The 24,278-nt window shown below is 56.4% G+C and carries 23 protein-coding genes; 6 read left to right on the top strand and 17 right to left on the bottom strand.

What is annotated here, in order from left to right; genetic code table 11:
* Positions 1–44: 44 nt before the first annotated feature.
* The 4 genes from glmM to rlmE all read right to left on the bottom strand — a co-directional run bounded on the left by glmM (position 45) and on the right by rlmE (position 4,978).
* Entirely contained in the window at positions 45–1,382 is a 1,338-nt protein-coding gene (gene glmM / locus WF513_RS04155) for a phosphoglucosamine mutase (RefSeq protein WP_339081730.1), read from the bottom strand.
* Positions 1,383–1,400: 18 nt separating this feature from the next.
* A complete protein-coding gene (gene folP, locus WF513_RS04150; protein WP_339081727.1) occupies positions 1,401–2,252 on the bottom strand; it encodes a dihydropteroate synthase in 852 nt (283 codons plus the stop codon).
* Between the two features lie 8 nt (positions 2,253–2,260).
* Positions 2,261–4,174, bottom strand: a complete 1,914-nt coding sequence (gene ftsH / locus WF513_RS04145) for an ATP-dependent zinc metalloprotease FtsH (RefSeq protein ID WP_339081726.1) — start codon at positions 4,172–4,174, stop codon at positions 2,261–2,263.
* 180 nt (positions 4,175–4,354) lie between these two features.
* Entirely contained in the window at positions 4,355–4,978 is a 624-nt protein-coding gene (rlmE, locus tag WF513_RS04140) for a 23S rRNA (uridine(2552)-2'-O)-methyltransferase RlmE (RefSeq protein ID WP_339081724.1), read from the bottom strand.
* A 102-nt stretch (positions 4,979–5,080) separates the two neighbouring features.
* Here rlmE and WF513_RS04135 point away from each other — a divergent pair, with 102 nt between their 5' ends.
* Complete coding sequence (locus tag WF513_RS04135) at positions 5,081–5,392, top strand: YhbY family RNA-binding protein (protein ID WP_339081722.1); 312 nt, start codon at positions 5,081–5,083, stop codon at positions 5,390–5,392.
* A 76-nt stretch (positions 5,393–5,468) separates the two neighbouring features.
* Here the strand turns inward: WF513_RS04135 and WF513_RS04130 are convergent, their stop codons facing one another.
* From WF513_RS04130 to grpE, 8 genes are all read right to left on the bottom strand, one after another.
* Positions 5,469–5,915 (bottom strand): DUF4149 domain-containing protein, encoded by a 447-nt coding sequence (locus WF513_RS04130; RefSeq protein WP_339081720.1) that lies wholly within the window; start codon positions 5,913–5,915, stop codon positions 5,469–5,471.
* On the bottom strand, positions 5,887–6,363 hold the full coding sequence (gene greA / locus WF513_RS04125) for a transcription elongation factor GreA (protein ID WP_339081718.1): 477 nt from the start codon (positions 6,361–6,363) through the stop codon (positions 5,887–5,889). Before greA ends, WF513_RS04130 begins: the two co-directional genes overlap by 29 nt.
* Complete coding sequence (carB, locus tag WF513_RS04120; RefSeq protein ID WP_339081716.1) at positions 6,360–9,581, bottom strand: carbamoyl-phosphate synthase large subunit; 3,222 nt, start codon at positions 9,579–9,581, stop codon at positions 6,360–6,362. Before carB ends, greA begins: the two co-directional genes overlap by 4 nt.
* Positions 9,582–9,617: 36 nt before the next feature.
* On the bottom strand, positions 9,618–10,766 hold the full coding sequence (gene carA / locus WF513_RS04115) for a glutamine-hydrolyzing carbamoyl-phosphate synthase small subunit (RefSeq protein WP_339081714.1): 1,149 nt from the start codon (positions 10,764–10,766) through the stop codon (positions 9,618–9,620).
* Between the two features lie 207 nt (positions 10,767–10,973).
* The gene (gene dapB, locus WF513_RS04110; protein WP_339081712.1) at positions 10,974–11,777 is read right to left on the bottom strand and encodes a 4-hydroxy-tetrahydrodipicolinate reductase; all 804 of its coding nucleotides are present in this window, start codon (positions 11,775–11,777) and stop codon (positions 10,974–10,976) included.
* Between the two features lie 69 nt (positions 11,778–11,846).
* Positions 11,847–12,968, bottom strand: coding sequence for a molecular chaperone DnaJ (dnaJ, locus tag WF513_RS04105; RefSeq protein ID WP_339081710.1), 1,122 nt, complete (start codon positions 12,966–12,968; stop codon positions 11,847–11,849).
* Between the two features lie 122 nt (positions 12,969–13,090).
* Complete coding sequence (gene dnaK / locus WF513_RS04100; RefSeq protein ID WP_339081708.1) at positions 13,091–15,007, bottom strand: molecular chaperone DnaK; 1,917 nt, start codon at positions 15,005–15,007, stop codon at positions 13,091–13,093.
* 103 nt (positions 15,008–15,110) lie between these two features.
* On the bottom strand, positions 15,111–15,680 hold the full coding sequence (grpE, locus tag WF513_RS04095) for a nucleotide exchange factor GrpE (RefSeq protein WP_339081706.1): 570 nt from the start codon (positions 15,678–15,680) through the stop codon (positions 15,111–15,113).
* Positions 15,681–15,836: 156 nt separating this feature from the next.
* Here grpE and recN point away from each other — a divergent pair, with 156 nt between their 5' ends.
* Positions 15,837–17,522, top strand: coding sequence for a DNA repair protein RecN (recN, locus tag WF513_RS04090; protein WP_339081704.1), 1,686 nt, complete (start codon positions 15,837–15,839; stop codon positions 17,520–17,522).
* Positions 17,523–17,584: 62 nt separating this feature from the next.
* Here the strand turns inward: recN and fur are convergent, their stop codons facing one another.
* Entirely contained in the window at positions 17,585–17,989 is a 405-nt protein-coding gene (fur, locus tag WF513_RS04085) for a ferric iron uptake transcriptional regulator (protein WP_339081702.1), read from the bottom strand.
* A gap of 97 nt (positions 17,990–18,086) precedes the next feature.
* On the opposite strand from fur, the gene bamE reads away from it, so the two are divergent.
* Entirely contained in the window at positions 18,087–18,599 is a 513-nt protein-coding gene (bamE, locus tag WF513_RS04080; RefSeq protein ID WP_339081700.1) for an outer membrane protein assembly factor BamE, read from the top strand.
* 63 nt (positions 18,600–18,662) lie between these two features.
* On the opposite strand, the gene WF513_RS04075 is transcribed toward bamE, so the two are convergent.
* The 3 genes from WF513_RS04075 to WF513_RS04065 are packed head-to-tail and all read right to left on the bottom strand — an operon-like array spanning position 18,663 to position 20,848.
* The gene (locus WF513_RS04075) at positions 18,663–18,983 is read right to left on the bottom strand and encodes an RnfH family protein (protein ID WP_339081698.1); all 321 of its coding nucleotides are present in this window, start codon (positions 18,981–18,983) and stop codon (positions 18,663–18,665) included.
* The gene (locus tag WF513_RS04070; protein ID WP_339081696.1) at positions 18,976–19,410 is read right to left on the bottom strand and encodes a type II toxin-antitoxin system RatA family toxin; all 435 of its coding nucleotides are present in this window, start codon (positions 19,408–19,410) and stop codon (positions 18,976–18,978) included. Before WF513_RS04070 ends, WF513_RS04075 begins: the two co-directional genes overlap by 8 nt.
* Positions 19,411–19,444: 34 nt before the next feature.
* Positions 19,445–20,848, bottom strand: a complete 1,404-nt coding sequence (locus WF513_RS04065) for a sodium-dependent transporter (protein WP_339081694.1) — start codon at positions 20,846–20,848, stop codon at positions 19,445–19,447.
* A 151-nt stretch (positions 20,849–20,999) separates the two neighbouring features.
* On the opposite strand from WF513_RS04065, the gene smpB reads away from it, so the two are divergent.
* A complete protein-coding gene (smpB, locus tag WF513_RS04060; RefSeq protein WP_339081692.1) occupies positions 21,000–21,482 on the top strand; it encodes an SsrA-binding protein SmpB in 483 nt (160 codons plus the stop codon).
* A gap of 62 nt (positions 21,483–21,544) precedes the next feature.
* Here the strand turns inward: smpB and WF513_RS04055 are convergent, their stop codons facing one another.
* Positions 21,545–22,174, bottom strand: coding sequence for a LysE family transporter (locus WF513_RS04055; protein WP_339081690.1), 630 nt, complete (start codon positions 22,172–22,174; stop codon positions 21,545–21,547).
* Between the two features lie 81 nt (positions 22,175–22,255).
* Here WF513_RS04055 and WF513_RS04050 point away from each other — a divergent pair, with 81 nt between their 5' ends.
* Entirely contained in the window at positions 22,256–23,224 is a 969-nt protein-coding gene (locus tag WF513_RS04050; protein WP_339081688.1) for a 2-hydroxyacid dehydrogenase, read from the top strand.
* 28 nt (positions 23,225–23,252) lie between these two features.
* Positions 23,253–24,251 carry a class I SAM-dependent methyltransferase gene (locus WF513_RS04045; protein WP_339081686.1) on the top strand — a complete coding sequence of 333 codons (999 nt, stop codon included), beginning with the start codon at positions 23,253–23,255 and terminating at the stop codon, positions 24,249–24,251.
* The last annotated feature ends 27 nt before the right edge of the window (positions 24,252–24,278 follow it).

The following is a 24,278-nucleotide window of genomic DNA, read 5'->3' as shown; positions in this document are numbered from 1 at the left end:
AGGGCGCAGATATTACCCAACAGCCACCCGACTGGCAAGCCGAATCAAGCACATACATGCGCAACAACTTTAGCCAATTCATCGGCATAGCTGCGCACTCGCTCTGCATCGTCACCCTCAACCATGACGCGCACTAATGGCTCGGTACCCGATTTGCGCAGCAATACCCGACCGCGGCCAGCCATTTGCTCGGTAACCCGCGCGCTGGCCTCGCGTACAGCAGGATGCTCCAGTGGATCAACACCACCTGCAAAACGTACATTGATCAGCACCTGCGGACACTTCAGCATACCCAGCCGAGCCTCACCCAACGTCTGCCCACGACGCTTGAGCGCCATCAGCACCTGCAGCGCAGCGATAATCGCATCACCGGTGGTAGCGTGCTGGAAACACACCAGGTGGCCGGAGTTCTCCCCACCCAACTGCCAGTTGCGCGACAGCAATTCGGCCGTGACATAGCGATCACCAACCTTAGCCCGCACAAACGGAATACCCAGTTCGGCCAATGCCAGCTCTAGCCCCAAGTTGCTCATCAGCGTGCCTACCACTCCACCCTGCAGCTTGCCGCGCTCCAGCAGGTCGCGAGCAATGATAAATAACAGCTCATCGCCGTCCACCAACGCACCAGAATGATCAACCATCAAGACGCGGTCCGCATCGCCATCAAAGGCAATACCCAAGTCAGCCTGCTGCGCCAGGACCTCAGCCTGCAGCGCCTCGACATGAGTGGAGCCACAGGCCTCGTTGATATTTAACCCATTAGGTTGCGCTGACAGCACCGTCACGTGCGCGCCAAGTTCACGGAATACGCTTGGCGCCACTTTATAAGCTGCACCTTGGGCGCAGTCGATAACGACTTTCAGGCCAGCAAAATCGGTACTGGTTGGCACACTGCTTTTGCAAAATTCGATGTAACGACCCGCAGCATCATTGATCCGCGAAACTTTGCCTAACTGGTCCGACTCCACCACTGTCATTGGCGCGTCGAGCAACTCTTCAATCATCAGCTCGATTTCATCCGGCAACTTGGTGCCTTGCCCAGAGAAGAACTTAATGCCGTTATCGTAATGCGGGTTGTGCGAAGCACTGATTACAATGCCTGCCTCTGCATGAAAGGTACGGGTCAAATAGGCGATGGCCGGTGTCGGCATTGGCCCCAACAGCATGACATCTGCACCGGCTGCAGACAGCCCCGCCTCAAGCGCAGACTCAAACATATAACCGGAAATACGGGTGTCTTTGCCAATTAGAATGCGGCACTTACCCTGCTTACGAAACGCCATGCCAGCTGCCCAGCCGAGCTTCAGCATGAATTCTGGGGTAATAGGAAAGCTGCCGACGCGCCCACGAATACCGTCAGTACCAAAATACTTTCTACCCATCACACCACTCCCTTTTACTTATTCGGCCGCTTCAACTGCAGCAATCATGCGCATCACATCAACCGTTTGCGCCACATCGTGCACCCGCAAAATATGCGCGCCCTTGCATAGCGCCAATGCCGCAAGAGCAAGGCTGCCGCAGAGGCGCTCACCCACTTCATGACCCAGTACCTTACCGATCATGCTCTTGCGCGAGGCACCGACCAGCAAAGGCCGGCCCAAGCTGTGCAAGGCTTGCAGGTGCTTAAACAGCGATAAATTGTGTTCCAGAGTTTTAGCAAAACCAAAACCCGGATCGAGAATAACTCGCTCAGCAGCAATCCCAGCGGCATCGCAAGCAGCCAACCGCTCTTGCAAAAAATCGCGGACCTCTGCGACCACATCCGGATAATCTGGGTCTTGCTGCATGGTGCTCGGCTCACCGCGCATGTGCATCAGGCACACGGGCAGGCCACTATCGGCCGCAGCCTTAAGCGCACCATCACGCTGCAATGAGCGCACGTCATTGATCATGCCGGCACCTAGACGTGCAGTTTCACGAATGACTGCAGGCGTTGAGGTGTCGATTGAGATGATCACATCCAGCTCGCGAGCAATAGCCTCAACGATAGGTGCAACCCGCTCCAGCTCCTCAACGAGGGACACACTGCGGGCGCCAGGACGGGTCGATTCGCCACCGACGTCAATCAGCGTCGCGCCAGCCTTAAGCATTGCCTCGGCATGGCGAAGCGCCACATCGCGCTGACCAAAACGCCCGCCATCGGAAAAAGAATCAGGGGTGACATTGAGGATGCCCATCACGTGCGGACGGCTTAAATCAAGAAACCGGCTGCCACAGGGCAGCCGGTCAAAGGTAGAAACAACAGACATGGTAAACCTTAGTGACCGGTGGCCGGACCACCAATTGGAGTTTCACTGGGTTCAACGGCAGCAGGCGCAGTAGGCGTGCTGTTATTGTCATCACCGCCCTGCCAGTCCTTAGGCTCACGCGGTGCCAAACCACTCATGATGTCGCCAATTTGTTCGGCGTCGATGGTTTCATACTTCATCAACGCTTGTGCCATCGCATCAAGTTTGTCGCGGTTCTCCAGCAACAAACGTTTAGCAGTGGCGTAACACTCGTCGATGATGCTGCGTATTTCCTGATCGATCACCTTGGCGGTTTCGGCAGAAACATTGCTTTGGTTACTGCCCATGCTGCGGCCCAGGAAAACTTCACCCTCTTCTTCCGCATACATCAACGGACCGAGCTTTTCCGATAAGCCCCACTTGGTGACCATGTTTTTCGCCAGTTGAGTGGCGCGCATGATGTCGTTGGAAGCGCCCGTCGTTACACCGTCGAAACCTAGGGTCATCTCCTCGGCTACTCGACCGCCAAACAATGAGCAAATCTGGCTGGTCAGCGCGCGCTTGCTGAGGCTGTAACGGTCTTCCTCAGGCAAGAACATGGTCACCCCAAGGGCACGCCCGCGCGGAATGATTGAAACTTTGTAAACCGGGTCATGCTCAGGCACTAAACGCCCGACAATTGCATGACCTGCCTCATGAAAGGCTGTGTTGAGTTTCTCTTTGTCTGACATAACCATGGTCTTGCGCTCAGCGCCCATCATGATTTTGTCTTTGGCCAACTCAAACTCTTTCATTTCAACCACACGCTTACCGGAGCGTGCAGCAAACAGCGAAGCTTCGTTGACCAAGTTAGCCAAGTCGGCACCAGAGAAGCCCGGTGTACCACGCGCAATGACGGCCGGAGCAACATCTTCACCCATCGGTACTTTACGCATGTGTACTTTGAGAATTTGCTCGCGACCACGAATATCTGGCAAACCGACCACGACCTGACGGTCAAAGCGACCCGGACGCAACAAAGCTGGGTCCAGTACGTCAGGACGGTTAGTGGCGGCAATGACGATAATACCGTCGTTGGCTTCGAAGCCGTCCATCTCTACCAGTAACTGGTTGAGGGTTTGCTCACGCTCATCGTGACCACCGCCCATGCCAGCACCACGATGACGACCGACAGCATCAATTTCATCGATAAAGATGATGCACGGTGCATGCTTCTTAGCTTGCTCGAACATGTCGCGCACACGAGACGCACCGACACCGACGAACATTTCAACAAAGTCCGAACCGGAGATGGTGAAAAACGGTACTTTGGCTTCACCTGCAACAGCCTTGGCCAGCAACGTTTTACCCGTACCGGGCGAACCAACCATCAGCACGCCACGTGGGATGCGCCCACCGAGACGCTGGAATTTGCCCGGGTCGCGCAGAAACTCAACCAGCTCGCTAACTTCTTCTTTGGCTTCATCGCAACCTGCAACGTCGGCAAAGGTGGTTTTAACCTGATCTTCAGAGAGCAAGCGTGCCTTGCTCTTGCCGAAGCTCATCGGCCCACCTTTACCGCCAGCACCGCCTTGCATCTGGCGCATGAAGAACATGAACACAGCAATAATCACCAGAATTGGAAAGCTAGCGACCAACAATTGCGTCCAAATGCTCTGCTGCTCAGGTTGCTTGCCGACGATTTCGACATTGTTGTCCATCAGGTCCTTGATCAGACCATTGTCTTGAATCGCCGGACGCACCGTTTCAAACGGCGAACCGTCAACACGCGTACCGCTGATGGTGAAACCATCAACCGTAACTTGCTTAACGCCGCCGTCCTGAACCTGCTGGATAAACTGCGAATAATTAAGTTTATTCGTCTCAGCTGGGCTGGAGAAATTGTTCATCACCGTCACCAAGACAGCGGCGATGATCAGCCACAGAACCAGATTCTTTGCCATGTCGTTCAATTAGCTACCCTCTAAAGCAGGCCCCGTGCCGAAGCATGCTTCGCATGACGACCAGTTATGTACCGATCTAACTTACTACACAACGCCTACCCCTGGCAGACGACGTCTGTAACGCTTTATTTGTTGTATGACAGCAGCAGTCATTCAACGGCCAATCATTGACCAGCCTCATCAATCGCCGCGAAACCCGCGCGCCAGCATGTATTGCTCGCGTGAACGTCCGCGTGAAGACAGCGGCTTGCGCATCTGCACCTTGTCGAACAACTGACGCACTTGCTTGTGGTACTCATCAAAACCTTCGCCTTGGAAGATTTTGATCAGAAAATCGCCACCTGGGCGCAGTACGCGGGTCGACAAATCCAGTGCTAACTCACACAAGTACATGGCACGCGGCTGATCTGATTCCCTTACACCACTCATATTGGGGGCCATATCGGAAATCACAAGGTCTACCGGGTGCTCACCGATCGCATCAAGGATTTGTGCAAACACGCCATCATCGGTGAAATCACCCTGAACAAAGGTTACGTCAGGAATACTGTCCATCTCAAGAATGTCTGAGGCGATCAAGCGGCCCTTATCACCGATCACTCGACTGGTGACCTGCGACCATCCTCCCGGAGCTGCGCCGAGATCAACCACAGTGATACCGGGCCTAAGGATGCGATCCTTCTCCTGAATCTCCAGCAGCTTGTAGCTGGCGCGCGAACGGTAGCCGTCCTTTTGCGCCATTTTGACGTAGGGGTCGTTGAAATGCTCTTTCAGCCAACCTTGACTGGTCTTGGAACGGGCCACGCAATACCTCGAATGTGCAACGCATGAATATCTGGGCGGTCCCGAAGACGCTCGGGTAAACTAACCGCCGTTTTTTACTAGATTAAATGCAGGAATCAGATTATGCCGCTCACTCAAGAGCAGAAGAAACAATTCAAATCTATCGGCCACCATTTAAAGCCTGTATTGATCGTGGCTGACGGTGACCTGACCGAGGGTGTACTGGCGGAACTGGAACGCGCTCTGGCGGATCATGAACTGATTAAAGTGCAGCTGCGTATCACCGAGCGGGAAGCTCGCCTAACGGCGATTAGCCAACTGTGTAAAGCGGGCAACGCTGATTTAGTCCAGGTGATTGGCAAAATGGCGCTGATCCACCGTAAAAATCCGAAAGTTAACAAGAACCTGTCCAACGTTCACCGTCACCACGGCTGATTGATCGGGTGTTGCAAGGCGCGCTCAGCGCCTTGGCAATCTGATACCGGCCGCCCCTAGCGATCACTTTAAGCGCTTAGGATAGGCGCTGCTGCTTTCTCGGCACAGCTTGCAAGACCAACAGCAAGCCGCAAAAAGCCATGACCAAGTAGCTGAACATCAACCATAGCTCAGCTTCCGGCAGCAGTTTGCGCACCGCAAAATAACTCCCCGCCATCACCACAACCACCATCAGCAACTGCCCGCGGGGATCACGCCACAGGCTTTTCAGCCCCAGCACACGAACCAACACGGCCACCTGCAGCCCAGCGCAAACAGCCGCTAGGCCAATTAGCAGCGGCCGCAACGCATTGCCGATTTCCTCAACCAGCAATGACGCCAAGCCAACCTTAGCGATCGCCGGCATCAACAGAAAATGCAACAACCAGAGACCGCCAACCCAGAGTGTCTGAGCCAGCAGCCAGCTAATAGCACCGGCATCACGCGGTTCAGTATTAGAGATGGCGAACCTCGACAATCTCATATTCAAGCGCGCCACTCGGCGTCTGCACCACCACCACATCCCCTTCGCTCTTGCCAATTAAGGCCCGAGCGATGGGCGAACCCACGGATATTTTGCGCTGCTTAATCTCAGCCTCATCCTCGCCGACGATCTGGTACGTCACGCTTTCATCAGTGTCACAGTTAGCGATTTCCACAGTTGTACCGAAAATCACCTTACCGGTGTGCTCAATAGTGGTGACATCGATGATCACTGCATTTTGCATGCGGCCTTCGATATCACGGATACGAGCTTCAACCATCCCCTGCTGCTCTCGGGCGGCGTGGTATTCAGCGTTTTCCTTGAGGTCACCGAGTTCGCGCGCCGTACCAATTTCTTGGCTCAACTTCGGGCGCAATACCTTCGTCAGGTGGGCGTGCTCTTCCTCCAAGGCGCGCGCGCCTTGGACGGTCATCGGGTATTTAGTCATGCCTTAATTCCTGCATGGAGATCTTGCAGTCGACGCACTGTCTTCTCTGGGCCGAACTTCAACGCCTCACAAATCGCCTGCCCAGCCGCAATGGTGGTGGTGCAATAGATCTTGTGCTGCAAAGCGTTACGACGAATAGAGTAGGAGTCAGCGATGGATTGACGACCTTCAGTGGTGTTGATGATTAGGGTGACTTCATCATTTTTGATCATATCGACCACGTGCGGACGCCCCTCAGTCACCTTGTTGACGCGACGCACGGGCAGGCCAGCGGCTTCGATCAGCTTGGCAGTGCCGGCAGTTGCCACCACTTCAAAACCGAGCTCAATCAAGTCACGCGCTACACCAGCCACCAACGGCTTGTCATCATCGCGCACACTAATAAAGGCCACGCCGGCGTTCGGCAACACTTCGCTGGCACCCATCTGCGCTTTAGCAAAAGCCTCACCGAAGGTATCGCCCACGCCCATCACTTCACCGGTGGACTTCATTTCTGGGCCGAGGATGGGGTCAACACCCGGGAACTTGGCAAACGGGAAGACCGCTTCTTTGACACTGAAATACGGCGGGATAATTTCCTTGGCGTACCCGGCTTCAGCCAGCGACTTTCCTGCCATCACGCGCGCAGCCACTTTAGCCAGCGACTGACCAACACACTTGGACACGAACGGCACGGTACGCGAGGCGCGGGGGTTCACTTCGATCACGAAGATGTCCTCGCCCTGCACAGCCATTTGCACGTTCATTAGGCCGATCACGCCGAGCTCCAAGGCCATTTTCTTAACCTGGTCGCGGATCTCATCCTGGATATGCATCGGCAGCGAGTAAGGCGGCAGGGAGCACGCCGAGTCGCCGGAGTGCACGCCTGCCTGCTCAATGTGCTGCATGATCGCGCCAATCACCACGGTCTCGCCGTCGCACACCGCATCAATATCGACCTCGATGGCGCAGTTGAGGAAGTGGTCGAGCAATACCGGGCTGTCGTTCGATACTTTCACCGCTTCACGCATGTAGCGCTTGAGTTCGTCTTCTTGGTAGACGATCTCCATCGCACGGCCGCCCAATACATAAGACGGGCGCACCACCAACGGGTAACCGATGACTTTCGAGGCCGCCAGCGCTTCGTCTTCACTGCGCGCAGTGGCGTTAGCCGGTTGACGCAGGCCGAGGCGCTGGACCATTTGCTGGAAGCGTTCGCGGTCTTCGGCGCGGTCAATGGCGTCAGGCGATGTGCCGATAATCGGCACGCCAGCTTCTTCCAACGCACGGCAGATCTTCAGCGGCGTTTGGCCGCCGTATTGCACGATCACGCCTTTTGGCTGCTCAACACGGACGATTTCCAGCACGTCTTCTAGGGTTACTGGCTCAAAGTACAGGCGATCAGAGATGTCGTAGTCAGTCGATACGGTTTCCGGGTTGCAGTTGACCATGATGGTTTCGTAACCATCCTCACGCAGCGCCAACGCCGCATGCACACAGCAGTAGTCAAATTCGATGCCCTGGCCGATACGGTTTGGCCCACCACCAAGGATCATGATCTTGTCTCGACCCGATGGATTGGCCTCACACTCTTCCTCATAGGTTGAGTACATGTAAGCCGTGTCAGTGGCGAATTCAGCAGCGCAGGTGTCGACACGCTTATAAACCGGCAGCACCTTAAGCTTGTGGCGCTGGCTGCGCAGAGTCTTCTCAGTCACACCCAGCAGCTTGGCCAGGCGAATATCGGAGAAGCCTTTGCGCTTGAGCTTGTACATGGCATCACGGTCAATGCTCGACAACGCCAGGGTTTTGATGCGTTCTTCGTCTTTGATCAGGTCTTCGATCTGCACCAAAAACCACTCATCGATATTGGTCAGCTCGAACACTTCTGCAACGGTCTTACCCGCACGAAAGGCATCACCGATGTACCAGATGCGATCAGCGCTCGGGACGGTCAGCTCGCGGCGTAAGGTGCTTTCGGCTTCTGGGTCAGCCAGGTCGAGCTTTTCATCAAGACCCGACACACCTACTTCCAGACCACGCAGCGCTTTTTGCAAGGACTCTTGGAACGTCCGGCCGATCGCCATCACCTCACCCACAGACTTCATCTGGGTGGTCAGGCGCGCATCAGCCTTGGGGAACTTCTCAAAGGCAAAACGCGGAATCTTGGTCACGACGTAATCGATGGCCGGCTCAAACGAAGCCGGCGTGCGGCCACCGGTAATGTCGTTCTGCAACTCATCAAGGGTGTAACCGACCGCCAGCTTGGCGGCGATTTTGGCAATCGGGAAACCGGTGGCTTTGGAGGCCAGCGCCGAGGAACGCGACACGCGCGGGTTCATCTCGATCACCACCATACGGCCGGTGTTCGGGCAGATACCGAACTGCACGTTGGAGCCGCCGGTTTCTACGCCGATCTCACGCAGCACCGCCAACGAGGCGTTACGCAGGATTTGGTATTCCTTATCAGTCAGCGTTTGCGCCGGCGCTACAGTGATCGAGTCGCCGGTATGGACGCCCATCGGATCGAAGTTTTCGATGGTGCAGACGATGATGCAGTTGTCGTTCTTATCGCGAACGACCTCCATCTCGTACTCTTTCCAACCGATCAATGATTCGTCGATCAGCAGCTCGCTGGTCGGCGATAAATCGATACCGCGAGCGCAGATTTCTTCGAACTCTTCACGGTTGTAAGCGATACCACCACCGGTGCCGCCCATGGTAAAGGACGGACGGATGATGCAGGGGAAGCCGACCTTTTCCAGCACGCCGTAGGCTTCGTCCATGGTGTGTGCGATACCGGAAACCGGGCAAGCCAGACCGATATCTTTCATCGCCTTGTCAAAGCGCGAGCGGTTTTCCGCCTTATCAATGGTATCGGCGTTAGCACCGATCATTTCAACGCCGAACTTCTCCAAAATGCCGTGCTTTTCGAGGTCCAGTGCGCAGTTCAATGCAGTCTGGCCACCCATGGTTGGCAGCAATGCGTCCGGGCGCTCTTTCTCGATGATCTTGGCCACGGTGGACCATTTGATCGGCTCAATATAGGTAGCGTCAGCCATGGCCGGGTCGGTCATGATCGTGGCGGGGTTAGAGTTCACCAGAATGACGCGGTAGCCCTCTTCTTTCAGCGCCTTACACGCTTGTGCACCTGAGTAGTCGAACTCGCAAGCCTGACCGATAACAATCGGGCCGGCGCCGAGGATCAGGATGCTTTTTATATCTGTACGTTTTGGCATGTTCTTTCTCTCGAATCCTGGGGTCAGTCGGCGGGTTTAACGGCGCTTGGCCATGGTTTCGATAAAGCGGTCAAATAACGGGGCAACGTCAGCCGGGCCTGGGCTGGCCTCTGGGTGACCTTGGAAACTGAACGCGTCCTTGTCGGTGCGCTCAATGCCCTGCAGCGAACCATCAAACAATGATTTGTGGATGGCACGCAGGTTGCTCGGCAAGCTGTCTTCATCCACGGCAAAGCCATGGTTCTGACTGGTGATCATCACCGCACCGGTCTTGAGGTCTTGCACCGGGTGGTTGGCGCCATGATGGCCATGGCTCATTTTCAGGGTTTTAGCCCCCGAGGCCAGAGCCAGCAATTGATGGCCAAGGCATATACCGAATAGCGGAATATCCGTTTGCAGCACATCGCTGATCGCCTGGATCGCATAGTCGCAAGGCTCTGGGTCACCCGGGCCATTGGACAGGAACACGCCATCCGGCTGCAGCGCTATCATTTCAGCAGCAGGGGTTTGCGCCGGCACTACCGTCACCCGGCAGCCGCGCTCAACCAACATGCGCAGAATGTTCCACTTAACGCCGAAATCGTAGGCCACCACGTGGTACTTCAGTTCACTAGCCGGGATTTCCGGGTGGCTGTCGCTTTCCAGGTTCCACACACTGGAGCGCCATTCGAAACGCTCGGTGCAGCTCACCACTTTGGCCAGGTCCATGCCCTTGAGACCAGGAAAGCTGCGCGCCAGCTCTACGGCTTTTTCTTCGGTAGCGTCGTCGCCCACCAAGATGCAGCCGTTCTGCGAACCTTTCTCACGCAGGATGCGGGTCAGGCGGCGGGTATCAATACCGGCGATGGCGACGGTGCCGTTTTCTTTTAGGTATTCATCCAGTGGCTGTTTGTTGCGCCAGTTACTGGAAGTCAGCGGCAGGTCACGGATGATCAAGCCGGCCGCCCACACGCGATTGGATTCGGCATCTTGCGGCGTAGTGCCGGTATTACCGATGTGCGGGTAGGTCAGGGTTACGATCTGCTGGGCATAGGAGGGATCGGTAAGGATTTCCTGATAGCCGGTCATGGCGGTGTTAAAAACCACCTCTCCAATAGTTTGGCCATCGGCACCGATGGCCTCGCCGCGAAAAATACTGCCATCAGCAAGGGCCAAGATGGCAGGTTTTAGGGCTGGCTTACTCAAGAAGACCTCCAGAGATCAAAACGTGAAGCAAACGCAGGTTGTAAAAAAGCGGGATGACGCATGAACCGTCACCCCGCTTTTTATCTGATTCATTCTGCGCAACTTTAGTGGACACACTAAGGCAGCAAGCCTACAGGAAACTGCCTTTTTGGTCCATCGCCAGTTGCACCAATGCGTCGGCAAAAACAGCCCTTGCGACACAATGACTCAGTTCAAGCCCAGCACATCTTGCATGTCATACAAACCGGGCTTGTCAGCCTGCAACCAAAGCGCTGCACGCACTGCGCCTTTGGCGAAGGTCATGCGGCTTGATGCTTTGTGCGTAATTTCAACGCGCTCACCCTCAGCAGCGAACAGCACGGTGTGATCGCCGACCACATCACCTGCGCGCACTGTGGCAAAGCCAATGGTCTCGCGCTCACGCTCACCGGTCTGGCCTTCACGTCCATACACCGCCACCTTTTGCAGGTCACGCCCCAGGGCGTTAGCCACTACTTCACCCATGCGCAGGGCCGTGCCGGATGGCGCATCAACCTTGTGCCGGTGGTGGGCCTCGATGATTTCGATATCCACGTCATCACCCAGCACCCGCGCCGCGGTGTCCAGCAGTTTCAAGCACAGATTAACGCCGACACTAAAGTTGGCCGCAAACACAATTGGGATCTGCCTGCCGGCATCCGCCAGCAATTGCTTTTCTTCTGGCGAAAAGCCGGTGGTGCCGATGACCATGGCCTTACCGGCCTGTCGACAAATCTCAAGATTGTGCAGCGTCACGGAGGGGTGGGTGAAGTCGATCAGCACATCAAATTGATCGAGCACCGCACGCAGATCGCCGCTCAGGTTGACGCCCATCTTGCCTTGAGCGACCAGTTCACCAACATCTGCCCCCATCAGGCTGCTGTCAGCACGATCAATCGCCGCACTCAGGCGTGCGCCGTCAGCCAGCTGCACCGCTTCAATCAGGGTCTTGCCCATACGCCCAGCGGCGCCCATCACTGCAATACGTTGCATAGCACTCAGCTCCAAGCTGTCGCGGCAAGTGGCGACCGTCTTTCAACGGTCGCCACCTGCCGCGGATGTTTACAGGTCGCCGAAAAAGCGCTTCACGCCTTCGAACCAGCCATTGGCTTTTGGCGAATGCGAGCTGTCGCCTTCCAACGTTTTGCGGAACTCATCGAGCAGTTCACGCTGGCGCTTACCCAGGTGGACGGGTGTTTCCACCGTCACCTTGCACATCAAATCACCCGCGCCGCCACCGCGCACCGGGGCTACGCCCTTGCCGCGCAGGCGAAACATCTTGCCTGTTTGCGTACCTTCCGGGACTTTCAACTTAACCCGACCATCCAGCGTCGGCACTTCCAGCTCGCCACCGAGGGCGGCATCAGCAAAGCTAATCGGCACCTCGCAGTACAGATGCTTACCGTCGCGCTGGAAGATAGCGTGCTCGCGCACATTCACCACCACATACAGGTCGCCCGCTGGGCCGCCCATTGCGCCAGCTTCACCCTCGCCCGTGAGCCGGATGCGGTCGCCGGTATCGACACCCGCTGGTACTTTCACCGACAGGGTTTTGTGCTCTTCCACCCGGCCTTGGCCGTGGCATGAGCCGCAGGGATCGGTGATCATCTTGCCTTGGCCATGGCAACGCGGGCAGGTTTGCTGCACCGAGAAGAAGCCTTGCTGCATGCGCACCTGACCAATACCGCCGCAGGTGGTGCAGGTGACTGGCGAGGTGCCTTTTTTAGCACCCGAGCCATCGCACGGCTTGCAGTTGACCAAGGTGGGCACACGGATAGTGACTGTGGTGCCGCGCACCGCCTCTTCTAAATCCAGCTCAAGGGTGTAACGCAAATCGCTGCCGCGCTGGGCACCGCCACGCTGACCACCGCGCTGACCACCAAAGAAGTCGCTGAACACATCACCGAAGATATCGGAGAAGTTCGCCCCGCCTGGGCCACCGCCTCCGCCCATTTGCGGGTCTACGCCGGCATGACCGTATTGATCGTAAGCCGAACGCTTAGCCGCGTCGGACAACACTTCGTAGGCCTCGTTGGCTTCTTTGAACTTCTCTTCAGAGGCTTTATCGTCGGGATTGCGGTCCGGGTGATGCTTCATAGCCAAGCGCCGGTAAGCCTTTTTCAGCTCCGATTCGCTAGCACCGCGCTCGACACCGAGCACCTCGTAAAAGTCACGTTTAGCCATAAGTCTTCAACACCTTAAAATCATCTACTCCAGACACGCCAACGCGGGAGCAAGCCCCCGCGCGGCGAATCGTGCCGGGCGCAACTCGCGTCACCCCCGGCTAGAACGGCATAAGCTTGCGCTTACTTGTTGTCTTTAACTTCTTCGAATTCAGCATCGACCACATCGTCGCCGGCATCTTTAGCCTGCTCAGCACCTTGCTCAGCAGCACCTGGCTGCGGCTGTTCGGCGTACATTTTTTGCGCCAAAGGTGCAGTCAGTTCGGACAGCGCAGTCATCTTGGCTTCGATTTCGGCCTTATCGTCGCCTTTCACAGCGACTTCTAGCGCGGTCAACGCCGTTTCGATGGCCGTCTTCTCGTCAGCCGTGGCCTTGTCGCCCGCCTCAACAATCATCTTACGCGTGGCGTGAACCAGCTGGTCGCCTTGATTACGGGCACCGGCCAGCTCTTCAAATTTGCGATCTTCCTCAGCGTTAACTTCGGCATCGCGCACCATTTGCGCAATTTCGTCTTCAGACAAACCGGAGTTGGCCTTGATCACGATGGACTGAGTTTTGCCCGTCGCTTTGTCTTTGGCACCTACGTGCAGAATGCCGTTGGCGTCGATGTCGAAGGTCACTTCGATCTGCGGCACGCCACGTGGGGACGGTGGAATGTCAGCCAGGTCGAACTTACCCAGGGATTTGTTACTGGCAGCTTGCTTGCGCTCACCCTGCAACACGTGAATGGTCACTGCACCCTGGTTATCGTCTGCGGTGGAGAACACCTGAGACTTTTTGGTCGGGATGGTGGTGTTCTTCTCGATCAATGCTGTCATCACGCCGCCCATGGTTTCGATACCCAGGGTCAGCGGGCTAACGTCAAGCAACAGCACGTCTTTCACGTCGCCAGACAATACCGCGCCCTGAATGGCAGCGCCCATGGCCACGGCTTCATCCGGGTTAACGTCTTTGCGCGGCTCTTTGCCGAAGAACTCGGTGACCAACTTCTGCACCAGCGGCATGCGGGTTTGGCCACCGACCAGAATCACGTCGTTAATCGCACCAACATCGATGCCGGAGTCTTTCAGTGCAATACGGCAAGGCTCGATGGTGCGCTGCACCAAGTCTTCCACCAGTGCTTCCAGCTTGGCGCGGGAGATTTTCACGTTGAGGTGCTTAGGACCGGTGGCATCTGCAGTGATGTACGGTAGGTTGACGTCGGTAGAATTGCTCGAAGACAGCTCGATTTTGGCTTTTTCTGCGGCTTCTTTCAGGCGCTGCATCGCCAGCGGGTCACCCTTAAGGTTCATGCCGCTTTCTTTCTTAAATTCGTCAACGAGGTAGTCGATCAGACGGATGTCAAAGTCTTCACCACCCAGGAAGGTGTCACCGTTGGTGGCCAACACTTCGAACTGGTGCTCGCCATCAACTTCAGCGATCTCGATCACCGACACATCGAAGGTGCCGCCACCGAGGTCGTAAACGATCACGGTGTGATCGCCCTTGGCCTTGTCCATACCGTAAGCCAATGCAGCGGCGGTTGGCTCGTTGATGATGCGCTTCACGTCCAGACCTGCAATGCGACCGGCATCTTTAGTGGCCTGACGCTGGCTGTCGTTGAAGTAAGCCGGCACGGTGATCACCGCTTCGGTCACTGGCTCGCCGAGGTAGTCTTCAGCGGTCTTCTTCATTTTCTTCAGAATTTCAGCTGATATCTGCGGCGGCGACATTTTCTGGCCATTCACTTCAACCCATGCATCGCCGTTGTCAGCCTTGGCGATTTTGTATGGCACCATCTGAATATCTTTTTGCACAACTTCTTCGTCAAAACGACGACCGATCAGACGCTTTACCGCGTACAGGGTGTTGTGCGGATTGGTCACTGCCTGACGCTTAGCCGACTGCCCGACCAAAATCTCGCCATCATTGGCATAGGCAACGATCGACGGCGTGGTACGCGTGCCTTCGGCGTTCTCGATAACTTTGGCTTTGCCGTTTTCCAATACAGAAACGCAGGAGTTGGTTGTTCCCAGGTCGATACCAATAATTTTGCCCATCTTTACTCTCCCTAAAATTTTTTAATTATCGCGCCACTGACTGGTCATCAGCGGCGGCAGCACTAAAACGCTTGACTGTTTAATGGGGTCAACTCGGCGAATTTCAAGCCTGCTCATCAATCGATGGCGACGCTGCTGCCGGGGCCTTGCTGACCACCACCATCGCCGGGCGCAACAGACGGCCATTGAGCATAAAGCCCTTCTGGAACACCTTAAACACACTGTTGGGCTCAACGTTGGTGCTTTCCTGCATGGCCATGGCTTGATGGTGCTCAGGGTTGAACGGCGCACCGTGGGGGTCCAGCACGTCCAACTGGTAACGCTTAAGCGTGTCGAGGAACAACTTGAGCGTCAGCTCCATACCCTCGCGCACCCCGTTGATCGCCTCATCATCAGGATTGGATAGCTCGAGGCCACGCTCAAGGCTGTCCAACACCGGTAACAGATCGCCGGCGAATTTCTCTAGCGCGAATTTATGCGCCTTCTCCACATCCTGCTCGGCACGACGACGCACGTTTTGCAGGTCGGCAGCCATGCGTAGAGACTGATCCTGAGCAGTGGCCAGTTGTTCTTCCAACGCGTGTACACGGGCAACCAAATCATCGCCTGCAAACGCGCTGGCATTAGCCAGCTCATCAGGGTTCTGCGTATCCAGGTTCTGTTCGTCAGCCATGCGACTCTCCTTTTATAAATTCGACGCAAGCCTTAACCCACGTACCTAGCGACTATATGGGGCCAAAAAATATGCTTTCAAGGACAACAGACGGATTGTCAGCGCACAAAAAAACACTGTATAAATAACCAGACATGAACTTGGGAGGCCCTCACCATGCTGGTGCACCTGTCCGTACACAACTACGCCATTGTTGAACACCTTGATCTAGAACTGGACGCCGGTATGAGCGTGATCAGCGGCGAAACCGGTGCCGGCAAATCAATCATGCTCGACGCCCTCGGCTTAGCCTTGGGTGATCGCGCTGACAGCGGCGTGGTGCGCCCCGGCGCGGACAAGGCGGATATTCTCGCCAGCTTCGACCTGCACGACATCCCAGAAGCTCGTGCTTGGCTGGCCGAACGCGACCTTGGCCATAATCAAGATCAAGACGGGCCGTGCATTCTGCGCCGCGTGATCACAGCTGAAGGCCGCTCGCGCGGTTATATTAACGGCTCACCCTGCCCCCAGGCCGACCTTAAAGCCCTCGGCGAGCTGTTGATTGATATCCACAACCAACATGAACACCAATCCCTGCTCAAGCCTGAAACGCACCGCCGCTTGCTTGATGAATATGCCGGCAGCCAAGAGCTGGCGCGCCAAGTGCTGCTGGCTGCGCAGCGCTGGAAGCAGACCAAAAACGAACTGCAGCGCATCTCCAGCTTGGGTGATGAGCAACGCGCTCGTCACCAACTACTCAGTTACCAGCTGGAAGAACTCGACAACCTGGCCCTAGGCGAGAATGAACTCAGCCAGCTGGAATTGGAGCACAAGAACTTAACTAACGCCGAAAGCCTGCTCAGCGCCTGCCGCTTAGTAATTGAGCAATGCAGTGAAAATGATGCCGGCAATGTGCTCTCCGCGCTGACCAGTAGCCTCAGTCGTCTAAGTGCCTTTCAGGGTCAGCCGGGGGCGCTGAGCGAAGCCACCAACTTGCTCGCCAGCGCGCAGATTCAGGTCGAAGAAGCCGTTGGCGAGCTCAATCGCTTTCTCGATCACTTTGATGCCGACCCCGAGCGCCTGCGGCACATGGAAGAACGCTTAGACGCGATCTACACCTTGGCGCGCAAGCACCGCATCCAGCCCTCCGAGCTAGGCCCGATGCAGCAACAGTTATTCGAGGAATTAGAAAGCCTCAATGCTGATGATCAAGCCGCTGAGCGCCTTAGCGGCGAGCTGTTAGCTTTCGAGCGCCACTATCAAGAAAAAGCAGAAGAACTCAGCACGTTACGCAACAACGCCGCCAGCCAACTGGCCGCTGCAGTAGAAGTGGAGATGCAAACCCTCGGCATGCCCGGTGGACGCTTCACCATTAAACTCAGCGCCAACAGCAACAGCGAGCCGCACCCCAACGGCTTAGAACAGCTGGAATTTCTAGTCAGCGCCAACCCCGGCCAGCCTCTCAAAGCCTTGGCTAAAGTCGCCTCAGGCGGTGAACTGTCGCGCATTAGCTTGGCGATACAGGTGATCACCGCGCAGACTTCGCGCGTGCCGACCCTGGTCTTCGATGAGGTCGATGTCGGTATCGGCGGCCCAACCGCCGAAGTGGTGGGTCAGTTACTGCGCAAGCTGGGCGATCGCGGTCAAGTGCTCACGGTGACGCATTTGCCGCAGGTTGCAGCGCAAGGTCATCAGCATTTATTTGTGCACAAAGTGCGCGGTAACGATGCCACACGCACGGCGGTGAGCAAGCTAACACCCGCAGAGCGGGTCGAAGAAATCGCCCGCATGCTCGGCGGCGTTGACCTCACTGAGGAATCTTTAGCCCATGCGCGCCAGATGGTCGGCAGCGCTCAGGCCTGATTACTCAACCGCTAAAATGCACAAAGGCGACCCTAAGGTCGCCTTTTTCATGCCGCTATCAATCAACTTTTCTTGCGCACATAGAGCACAAGGTTGTGGTCGACCAATTCAAAGCCATGCTCTTCGACGATTTCTTTCTGACGCTTTTCGATCTCAGCGTCGAAGAATTCAATCACCTCACCGGAATCGACACACACCATATGGTCGTGATGGCCGTTGTCCGCCAACTCAAAGACCGCATGCCCACCATCGAAATTGTGCCGAACCACCAAGCCCGCCGCTTCAAACTGCGTCAAGACTCGGTAAACGGTGGCTAAACCAACATCATCACCCGATTCCATCAGCGCCTTGTAGACGTCTTCAGCGCTCATGTGGCGCTGATCAGCAGAGTCGAGCATTTGCAGTATCTTGACCCTTGGCAGGGTCACTTTCAGGCCAGCCTTGCGTAGTTCGCTATTTTCAACCATGGTCTGCTTTCTCACGGAAGCGGCTTCGCAGCTTCCTTTATTGCGGGTATGATCCGGGTTTATATTGCCAAGCCAAGATAGTGGAAGTCGCCCACCGATGCAAAAGACCAAACTCCTGCTGACCAGCCTCTCCCTTACGGGACTACTCGCACTCGCCGGTTGTTCATTCCCCGGGGTTTATAAAATCGACATTCAACAGGGCAATGTCGTGACGCAGGACATGATAGACCAGTTGCGCCCGGGAATGACCCGCAAGCAAGTGCGGTTTATCATGGGCAATCCCCTGCTCACTGACACCTTCCATGCTAACCGCTGGGATTATCTGTACAGCATCCAGCCGGGTGGTGGTCAGCGCCTGCAAGAGCGCGTCAGCGTAAACTTCGGCGCTGAGGATCAGCTGGTAGGCTTGTCCGGTGACTTTATGCCAGGCGTAAGCCGTGACCAGGCTATTTTAGGCCAGGACAGCGGCGTCTCTACCGCGCCAGCCGCACAGCAAGCCGAGGACAAACCTGCACCCGGGTCTCTGCTGGAGCAAATTCAGCGTGAAGTGGACGATGTGAAAGTCGTGCCCGTGCCGACACCAGAACCTCTGGAAAGCACACCACAGTAATATTTTGCTCACAAAAAACCCGGAATTTCCGGGTTTTTTAGTTTTAAAGGTTAACCAGCAACCTTATTCCTCGGCGGCCTCTGCCTTGGCCAGCGCCGCCTTAGCTGCACGTTGTTTACGCACCTCTTTAGGATCGGCGAGCAGCGGGCGGTAGATTTCCACACGCTCGCCGTCTTCCAATACACGCTCGTCAGGCTTGCTGACCGCTTTACCGAAGATACCCAGCGGGCTGTTCTGCAAATCTAGCCCAGGAAAATGCACCTGCATCCCAGACTGCACGGCAGCTTGGCGCACGGTGGTGCCGCACGGCAGGCTTAAACGCAGCAGCTTCTGCTTATCGGCCAAGGCGTACGCCACCTCGACCACGATGTTTGGTTTATCCATACAACTGCTTAGCCCGCTGGCAGAAGGCATCCACCAACGTATTGGTGGCCTGATTGAACAATGGTCCGAGTGTCGCCCGCACCAATGGCCCGGCGTAGTCAAAGGTAAGGTCCAGGCTAATCTTGCATGCTTTATCGCCCAGCGCTTTAAATTCCCAGTGCCCATACAGCTGAGTGAATGGCCCTTCCACCAGGTTCAATGTGATCCGTTCGCCTGGAATCAAAATATTCGCGGTCACAAACTGCTGGCTCATCCCGCCCTTTGCTACCACTAGGCTGGCGCGCATGCGCGTGTCGCTGACTTCCAGCACTTCACTGGCCGAACACCAGGGCAAAAACTGCGGGTAGCTGGCTACGTCGTTGACCAGATCGAATAGCGCTCGCGCCGGATAAGGCAGCAACGCCGAACGCTGAATATGCGTACTCATAACGCAACCACTCGGTTGAACAGGATGCAGATAATCATTTGCTCAACTCTGCAACAAATACGATCAACACCCCAATCGGGGCGACCACACGTATCAACCAATACACAAGGTTAAACAGCAGCGGGCTTTTCATCGCCAGTTCGTCACGTACAGCCTCACGCTTGAGCACCCAGCCGGCAAATATGGCAAACGCCAAGCCGCCGAGTGGCAGCAGAATACGACTGGTTAGGTAATCAATGCTGTCGAAGAAATTCCGCCCGCCCTCAGCGCCCCACTGGAACAGATGGAAACCATCCGCCCCGAAAACAAAGAATTTAGCCTCAGCGCCTACGTTAAAAGACAGCACCGTGCCCATGCCAACCACCCAGCAAAGAAAGACCAGCACGCTGGTCACCAGCACTCGACTGCGCTTGGTGCGCTCGACCAAATAGGCCACCGCCGGCTCCAGCATGGAGATCGACGAGGTCCACGCCGCAATCAGCACCAGAACAAAAAACAACGTCCCCATCACCTGACCAAAAGCGATATTGCCGAAGGCCACGGGCAGCGTGACAAACATCAGCCCCGGCCCTGCGCTCGGCTCTAGGCCGCCCGCGAAGACAATGGGGAACAATGCTAAGCCTGCGGTCAGCGCCACCAATGTATCGAGGATACCAACGGTCAGAATAGTGCCGCCGATCGAGGCGTTCTTCGGCATGTACGAGCCGTAGACCATGATCGCGCCAACACCGACGCTCAACGTAAAGAAGGCATGCCCCATGGCGGCCAACACACCATCAAGAACGCGATCTGGTTGGAAATTGAACAGAAAGTGGAAGCCCTGCATAAAGTGCCCGGTGGTCATGCTGTAGCCCAACAGCACCAGCAGCAACACGAACAGCAGCGGCATCATTATGCGCAGGCTACGCTCAAGACCGGCCACTACACCGCGAGCGATAACGAAACCAGTCAGTAGCATAAACAGGCTGTGCCATAAGGTTAGCCGCCAGGGATCAGCCGTCAGCGCACCAAATGCAGCGCCAGCACCGTCGGCTGTCACACCGGCGAACTGGCCGCTGCCCACGCTGAGGATGTAATCCAACGACCAGCCTGCCACTACGCTGTAAAACGATAAAATCAGCAGCGCCGCAATCATGCCCATCAGCGCCGCCCATGACCACTTCGGCGAGGCGCCTGATTCAATGGCCAAGGCCCTCAGGCTATTTACCGAGCTCTGCCGGCCGCGCCGCCCGATCAGGGTTTCCGCCAGCATGATTGGCAGGCCAACCATGAAGATGCACACCAGGTACATCATCACGAACGCGCCGCCGCCATACATGCCGGTCATGTAGGGGAACTTCCAAATATTGCCCAAACCAACGGCCGAACCGGTTGCCGCCAGAATAAACACCCAACGGCTGGCCCAGGCACCGTGTATCGAAACCTTATCGTTCGCCATGCGCGGCTAGCCTGCTCTATTGAAAAAGATCGCACATTGTCGGGGATTCACCGGAACGGCTCAAGGGCGGACGACACCCAGCGCGCCCAAACACTTTTGCCGTGTCGCACTCATAGCGCCGGCGCCAGTGTCTCCCTATAATGCCGACCCTATGGCTAAACAAAAGAATCACCAGCAAGGCACCATCGCGAAAAACAATAAGGCGATGCATGACTACTTCGTCGAATCCAGGTTCGAGGCCGGCTTGGTCCTGGCCGGCTGGGAAGTAAAAAGTCTGCGCGCCGGCAAAGCTCAATTGGTCGACAGCTACGTACTGCTGAAGAACGATGAAGCCTGGCTGATGGGCTGTCACATTACGCCACTGACAGCGGCCAGTACCCACGTGATCGCCGACCCTACGCGCACCCGTAAGTTGCTGCTGAACAAGCGGGAATTGGACAAACTGTTTGCCGCCGTGCAGCAAAAAGGCTATGCCTGCGTGGCCCTGTCGATTTACTGGAAGGCTCACCTGATCAAGTGCGAAATTGCGCTGGCCAAGGGCAAGAAAGACTTCGATAAACGTCACACCGAAAAAGAGCGTGACGCCGACCGTGAAGTACAGCGCGCCATGCGCACTAAAGGCAAAGACGATTAAACAATGCCCGGTCTAAACGATATCCCCCGCTGATGCGGGGCATTTTCATTGCAGCGTGCGATTTAACGCAGCTCAGTAAACGCCAGCTTAACGCCTAAACCAATCAGCACAGTGCCCATCAACCGATCAAACCAGTGACCCATGCGAGCAAACCCAGCACGCACGCGCTGATGGCTAAACAGTTGCGCGACCATGCAAAACCACAGCGTCGTCGCCAGTGCCAGGTAAACACCATAGCCCGCCTGCACCGGCAAGGGCGTGTGCGGATTGATCACCACGGTAAACAACGAGAGGAAGAACAACGTGGCCTTGGGGTTTAACCCGTTGGTCACAAAACCGGCGACAAAAGCTGCGCGTGGCGAACGCGCAGCTTCAGCCAAATTCAGCTCCGCAGCGCTCGGGGAAGCTGGCTTAGACCGCAGCGCTTTGATGCCGATGTACAGCAAATAGGCGGCCGCCAGCCACTTTAGCGCGTTAAATAGCACCAGCGATTGCGACACGATCAAGCCGATGCCCAGCAGCGAATAGGCCACGTGGATAAAGATCCCGCAGCCAACCCCAAGTGCACTGAACATGCCGGCGCGCCGTCCATGACCCACACTCTCGCGCAGCACAATGGCAAAATCCGGACCTGGACTGGCCACCGCCAACAAGTGGATCAGCGCCACCGCTAAAAATTCAGACCAGTACATAGCAGGCTCCGCGACGTCGAAATGATTCTGTTAGGCTCGACACCATACCCCCCGCCTAAACCCGCAGGATAGATACAGCTGATGAGTAACAGTCACCGCGCCGTGTTTCTCGATCACCGTTCGCTCGACCTCGGTGATCTAGATTTATCCAGCCTGAGCGCCTGTTTTGCCGAGCTGCAGTTGTATCCGCACAGCGACAGCGAGGTGCAGACCATCGAACGCTTGCAGGGTGTGCAGGTGGCTATCAGCAATAAGGTGCCCTTGAACGCTGCCGTTTTCGCCGCCTGCTCGGAACTGAAGCTGGTGCTGGTTGCTGCCACAGGCACCAACTCGATTGATCTGGCCGCCGCGCGTGCTCACGGCGTGAGCGTGAGTAACTGCCAAGGCTACGGTACGCCATCAGTGGCGCAGCACACATTAATGTTACTGCTCGCGCTGGCCACTCGCCTGCCTGATTACCAACAGGATGTGCGCGCCGGCCGCTGGCAAGAGGCGCAGCAGTTTTGCCTGCTGGATTACCCCATTATCGAACTGCACGGAAAAACCTTAGGCCTGCTCGGCCATGGTGAACTGGGCAGCGCCGTCGCCAAACTGGCTGAAGCGTTTGGCATGCGGGTTTTGTTTGGGCATCTGCCGGGACGGCCACCCCGCGCTGACCGCTTGGCGCTTGAAGAATTGCTGCCTCAAATCGATGCGCTGACCCTGCATTGTCCACTGAACAGCCACACCCTGAACCTGATCGGCGCTCGTGAGCTCAGCTTGATGAAACCGACTGCCTTGGTGATCAACACCGCACGCGGCGGCTTAATTAATGAACAGGCGTTGGTAGACGCATTGCGCGCAGGCCGCTTGGGCGGAGCCGCTACCGACGTACTGAGCCAAGAGCCGCCGAAGGATGGCAACCCCTTGCTTGCCGCCGACATTCCCCGATTAATTGTCACCCCGCACAGTGCCTGGGGTAGCCGTGAAGCGCGACAACGTATCGTGGCCCAGCTGAGTGAAAACGCCCACGGGTTTATCAGCGGCGCACCCATGCGTGTAGTCAGCTAAGCTACGCGACTTTTTTCGAGGAGCATTTATGGACCCGCGAAGCGAAGTGCTGTTGCGCCAAGCCGACCTGTTCAGCGGCCCGTTGCTGCTTGCCGGCTTGCCGGCGGATGACCTGCTCGGGCATCTGTCTGAGGCCCATGGCTGGAGCTGGCACGCCGGCGAGCATGCCCTACTGGACGCACGCTTCAGTGGCCGCTGTCATTTTGGTACGCAACCAGACGAGCGCGACTTTCAGGCAGCGGTGGTGTTTCTACCAAAATCTCGTGAACTCACGGAATACTTGCTGAATGCCTTAGCCGCTCGCTTGGGCGGTCGTGCGTTGTTCTTGGTCGGAGAAAAACGCGCCGGCATCGAGCGCGCCGCCAAGCAATTGGCCGCTTTTGGCCAGGCACGCAAACTCGACAGCGCTCGGCACTGCCAGCTCTGGCAAGTTCGAGTAGAAAACGCACCGGATACACCTGACTTGCACAGCTTGGCTCAACACTATGAGCTAGCCCTGGCTGACGGTCCGATGCACGTGCTGAGCTTGCCTGGGGTATTCAGCCACGGTCGCTTGGACGTCGGCAGTGCGCTGTTACTGGAACACCTCGACAACTTGCCGAGCGGGCATATCCTTGATTTCGGCTGCGGCGCCGGCGTACTCGGGGCCGCACTGAAACGCCGCTACCCGGATAGCCAGATCACCATGCTGGATGTGGACGCCTTTGCCGTGGCAAGCAGCCGCCTGACCTTAGCGGCCAATAATCTGCACGCTGAGGTCATCTGTGCTGATGGCATTGACGCCGCGCCCACCGGCCTTAGCGCAATCCTCAGCAACCCGCCCTTCCACCTAGGCGTCCATACCCACTACCAGGCCAGTGAACACCTGCTGCGTCAAGCAAGCCAACACTTGGCCAGCAAAGGCGAATTAAGATTGGTCGCCAACAGCTTTCTAAAATATCAACCCCTGATCGAACAGCACCTCGGTCCCTGCCAAACCTTGGCTGGCGCTAAGGGCTTTCGCATCTATCACGCGTGCAAAAAGTAAGGCAAGCCTTGCCCTACTCTCGATGCG

The organism is Pseudomonas sp. TMP9, assembly GCF_037943105.1.
Taxonomy (GTDB): domain Bacteria; phylum Pseudomonadota; class Gammaproteobacteria; order Pseudomonadales; family Pseudomonadaceae; genus Aquipseudomonas.
This window is presented reverse-complemented; position numbering and strand designations above follow the sequence as displayed.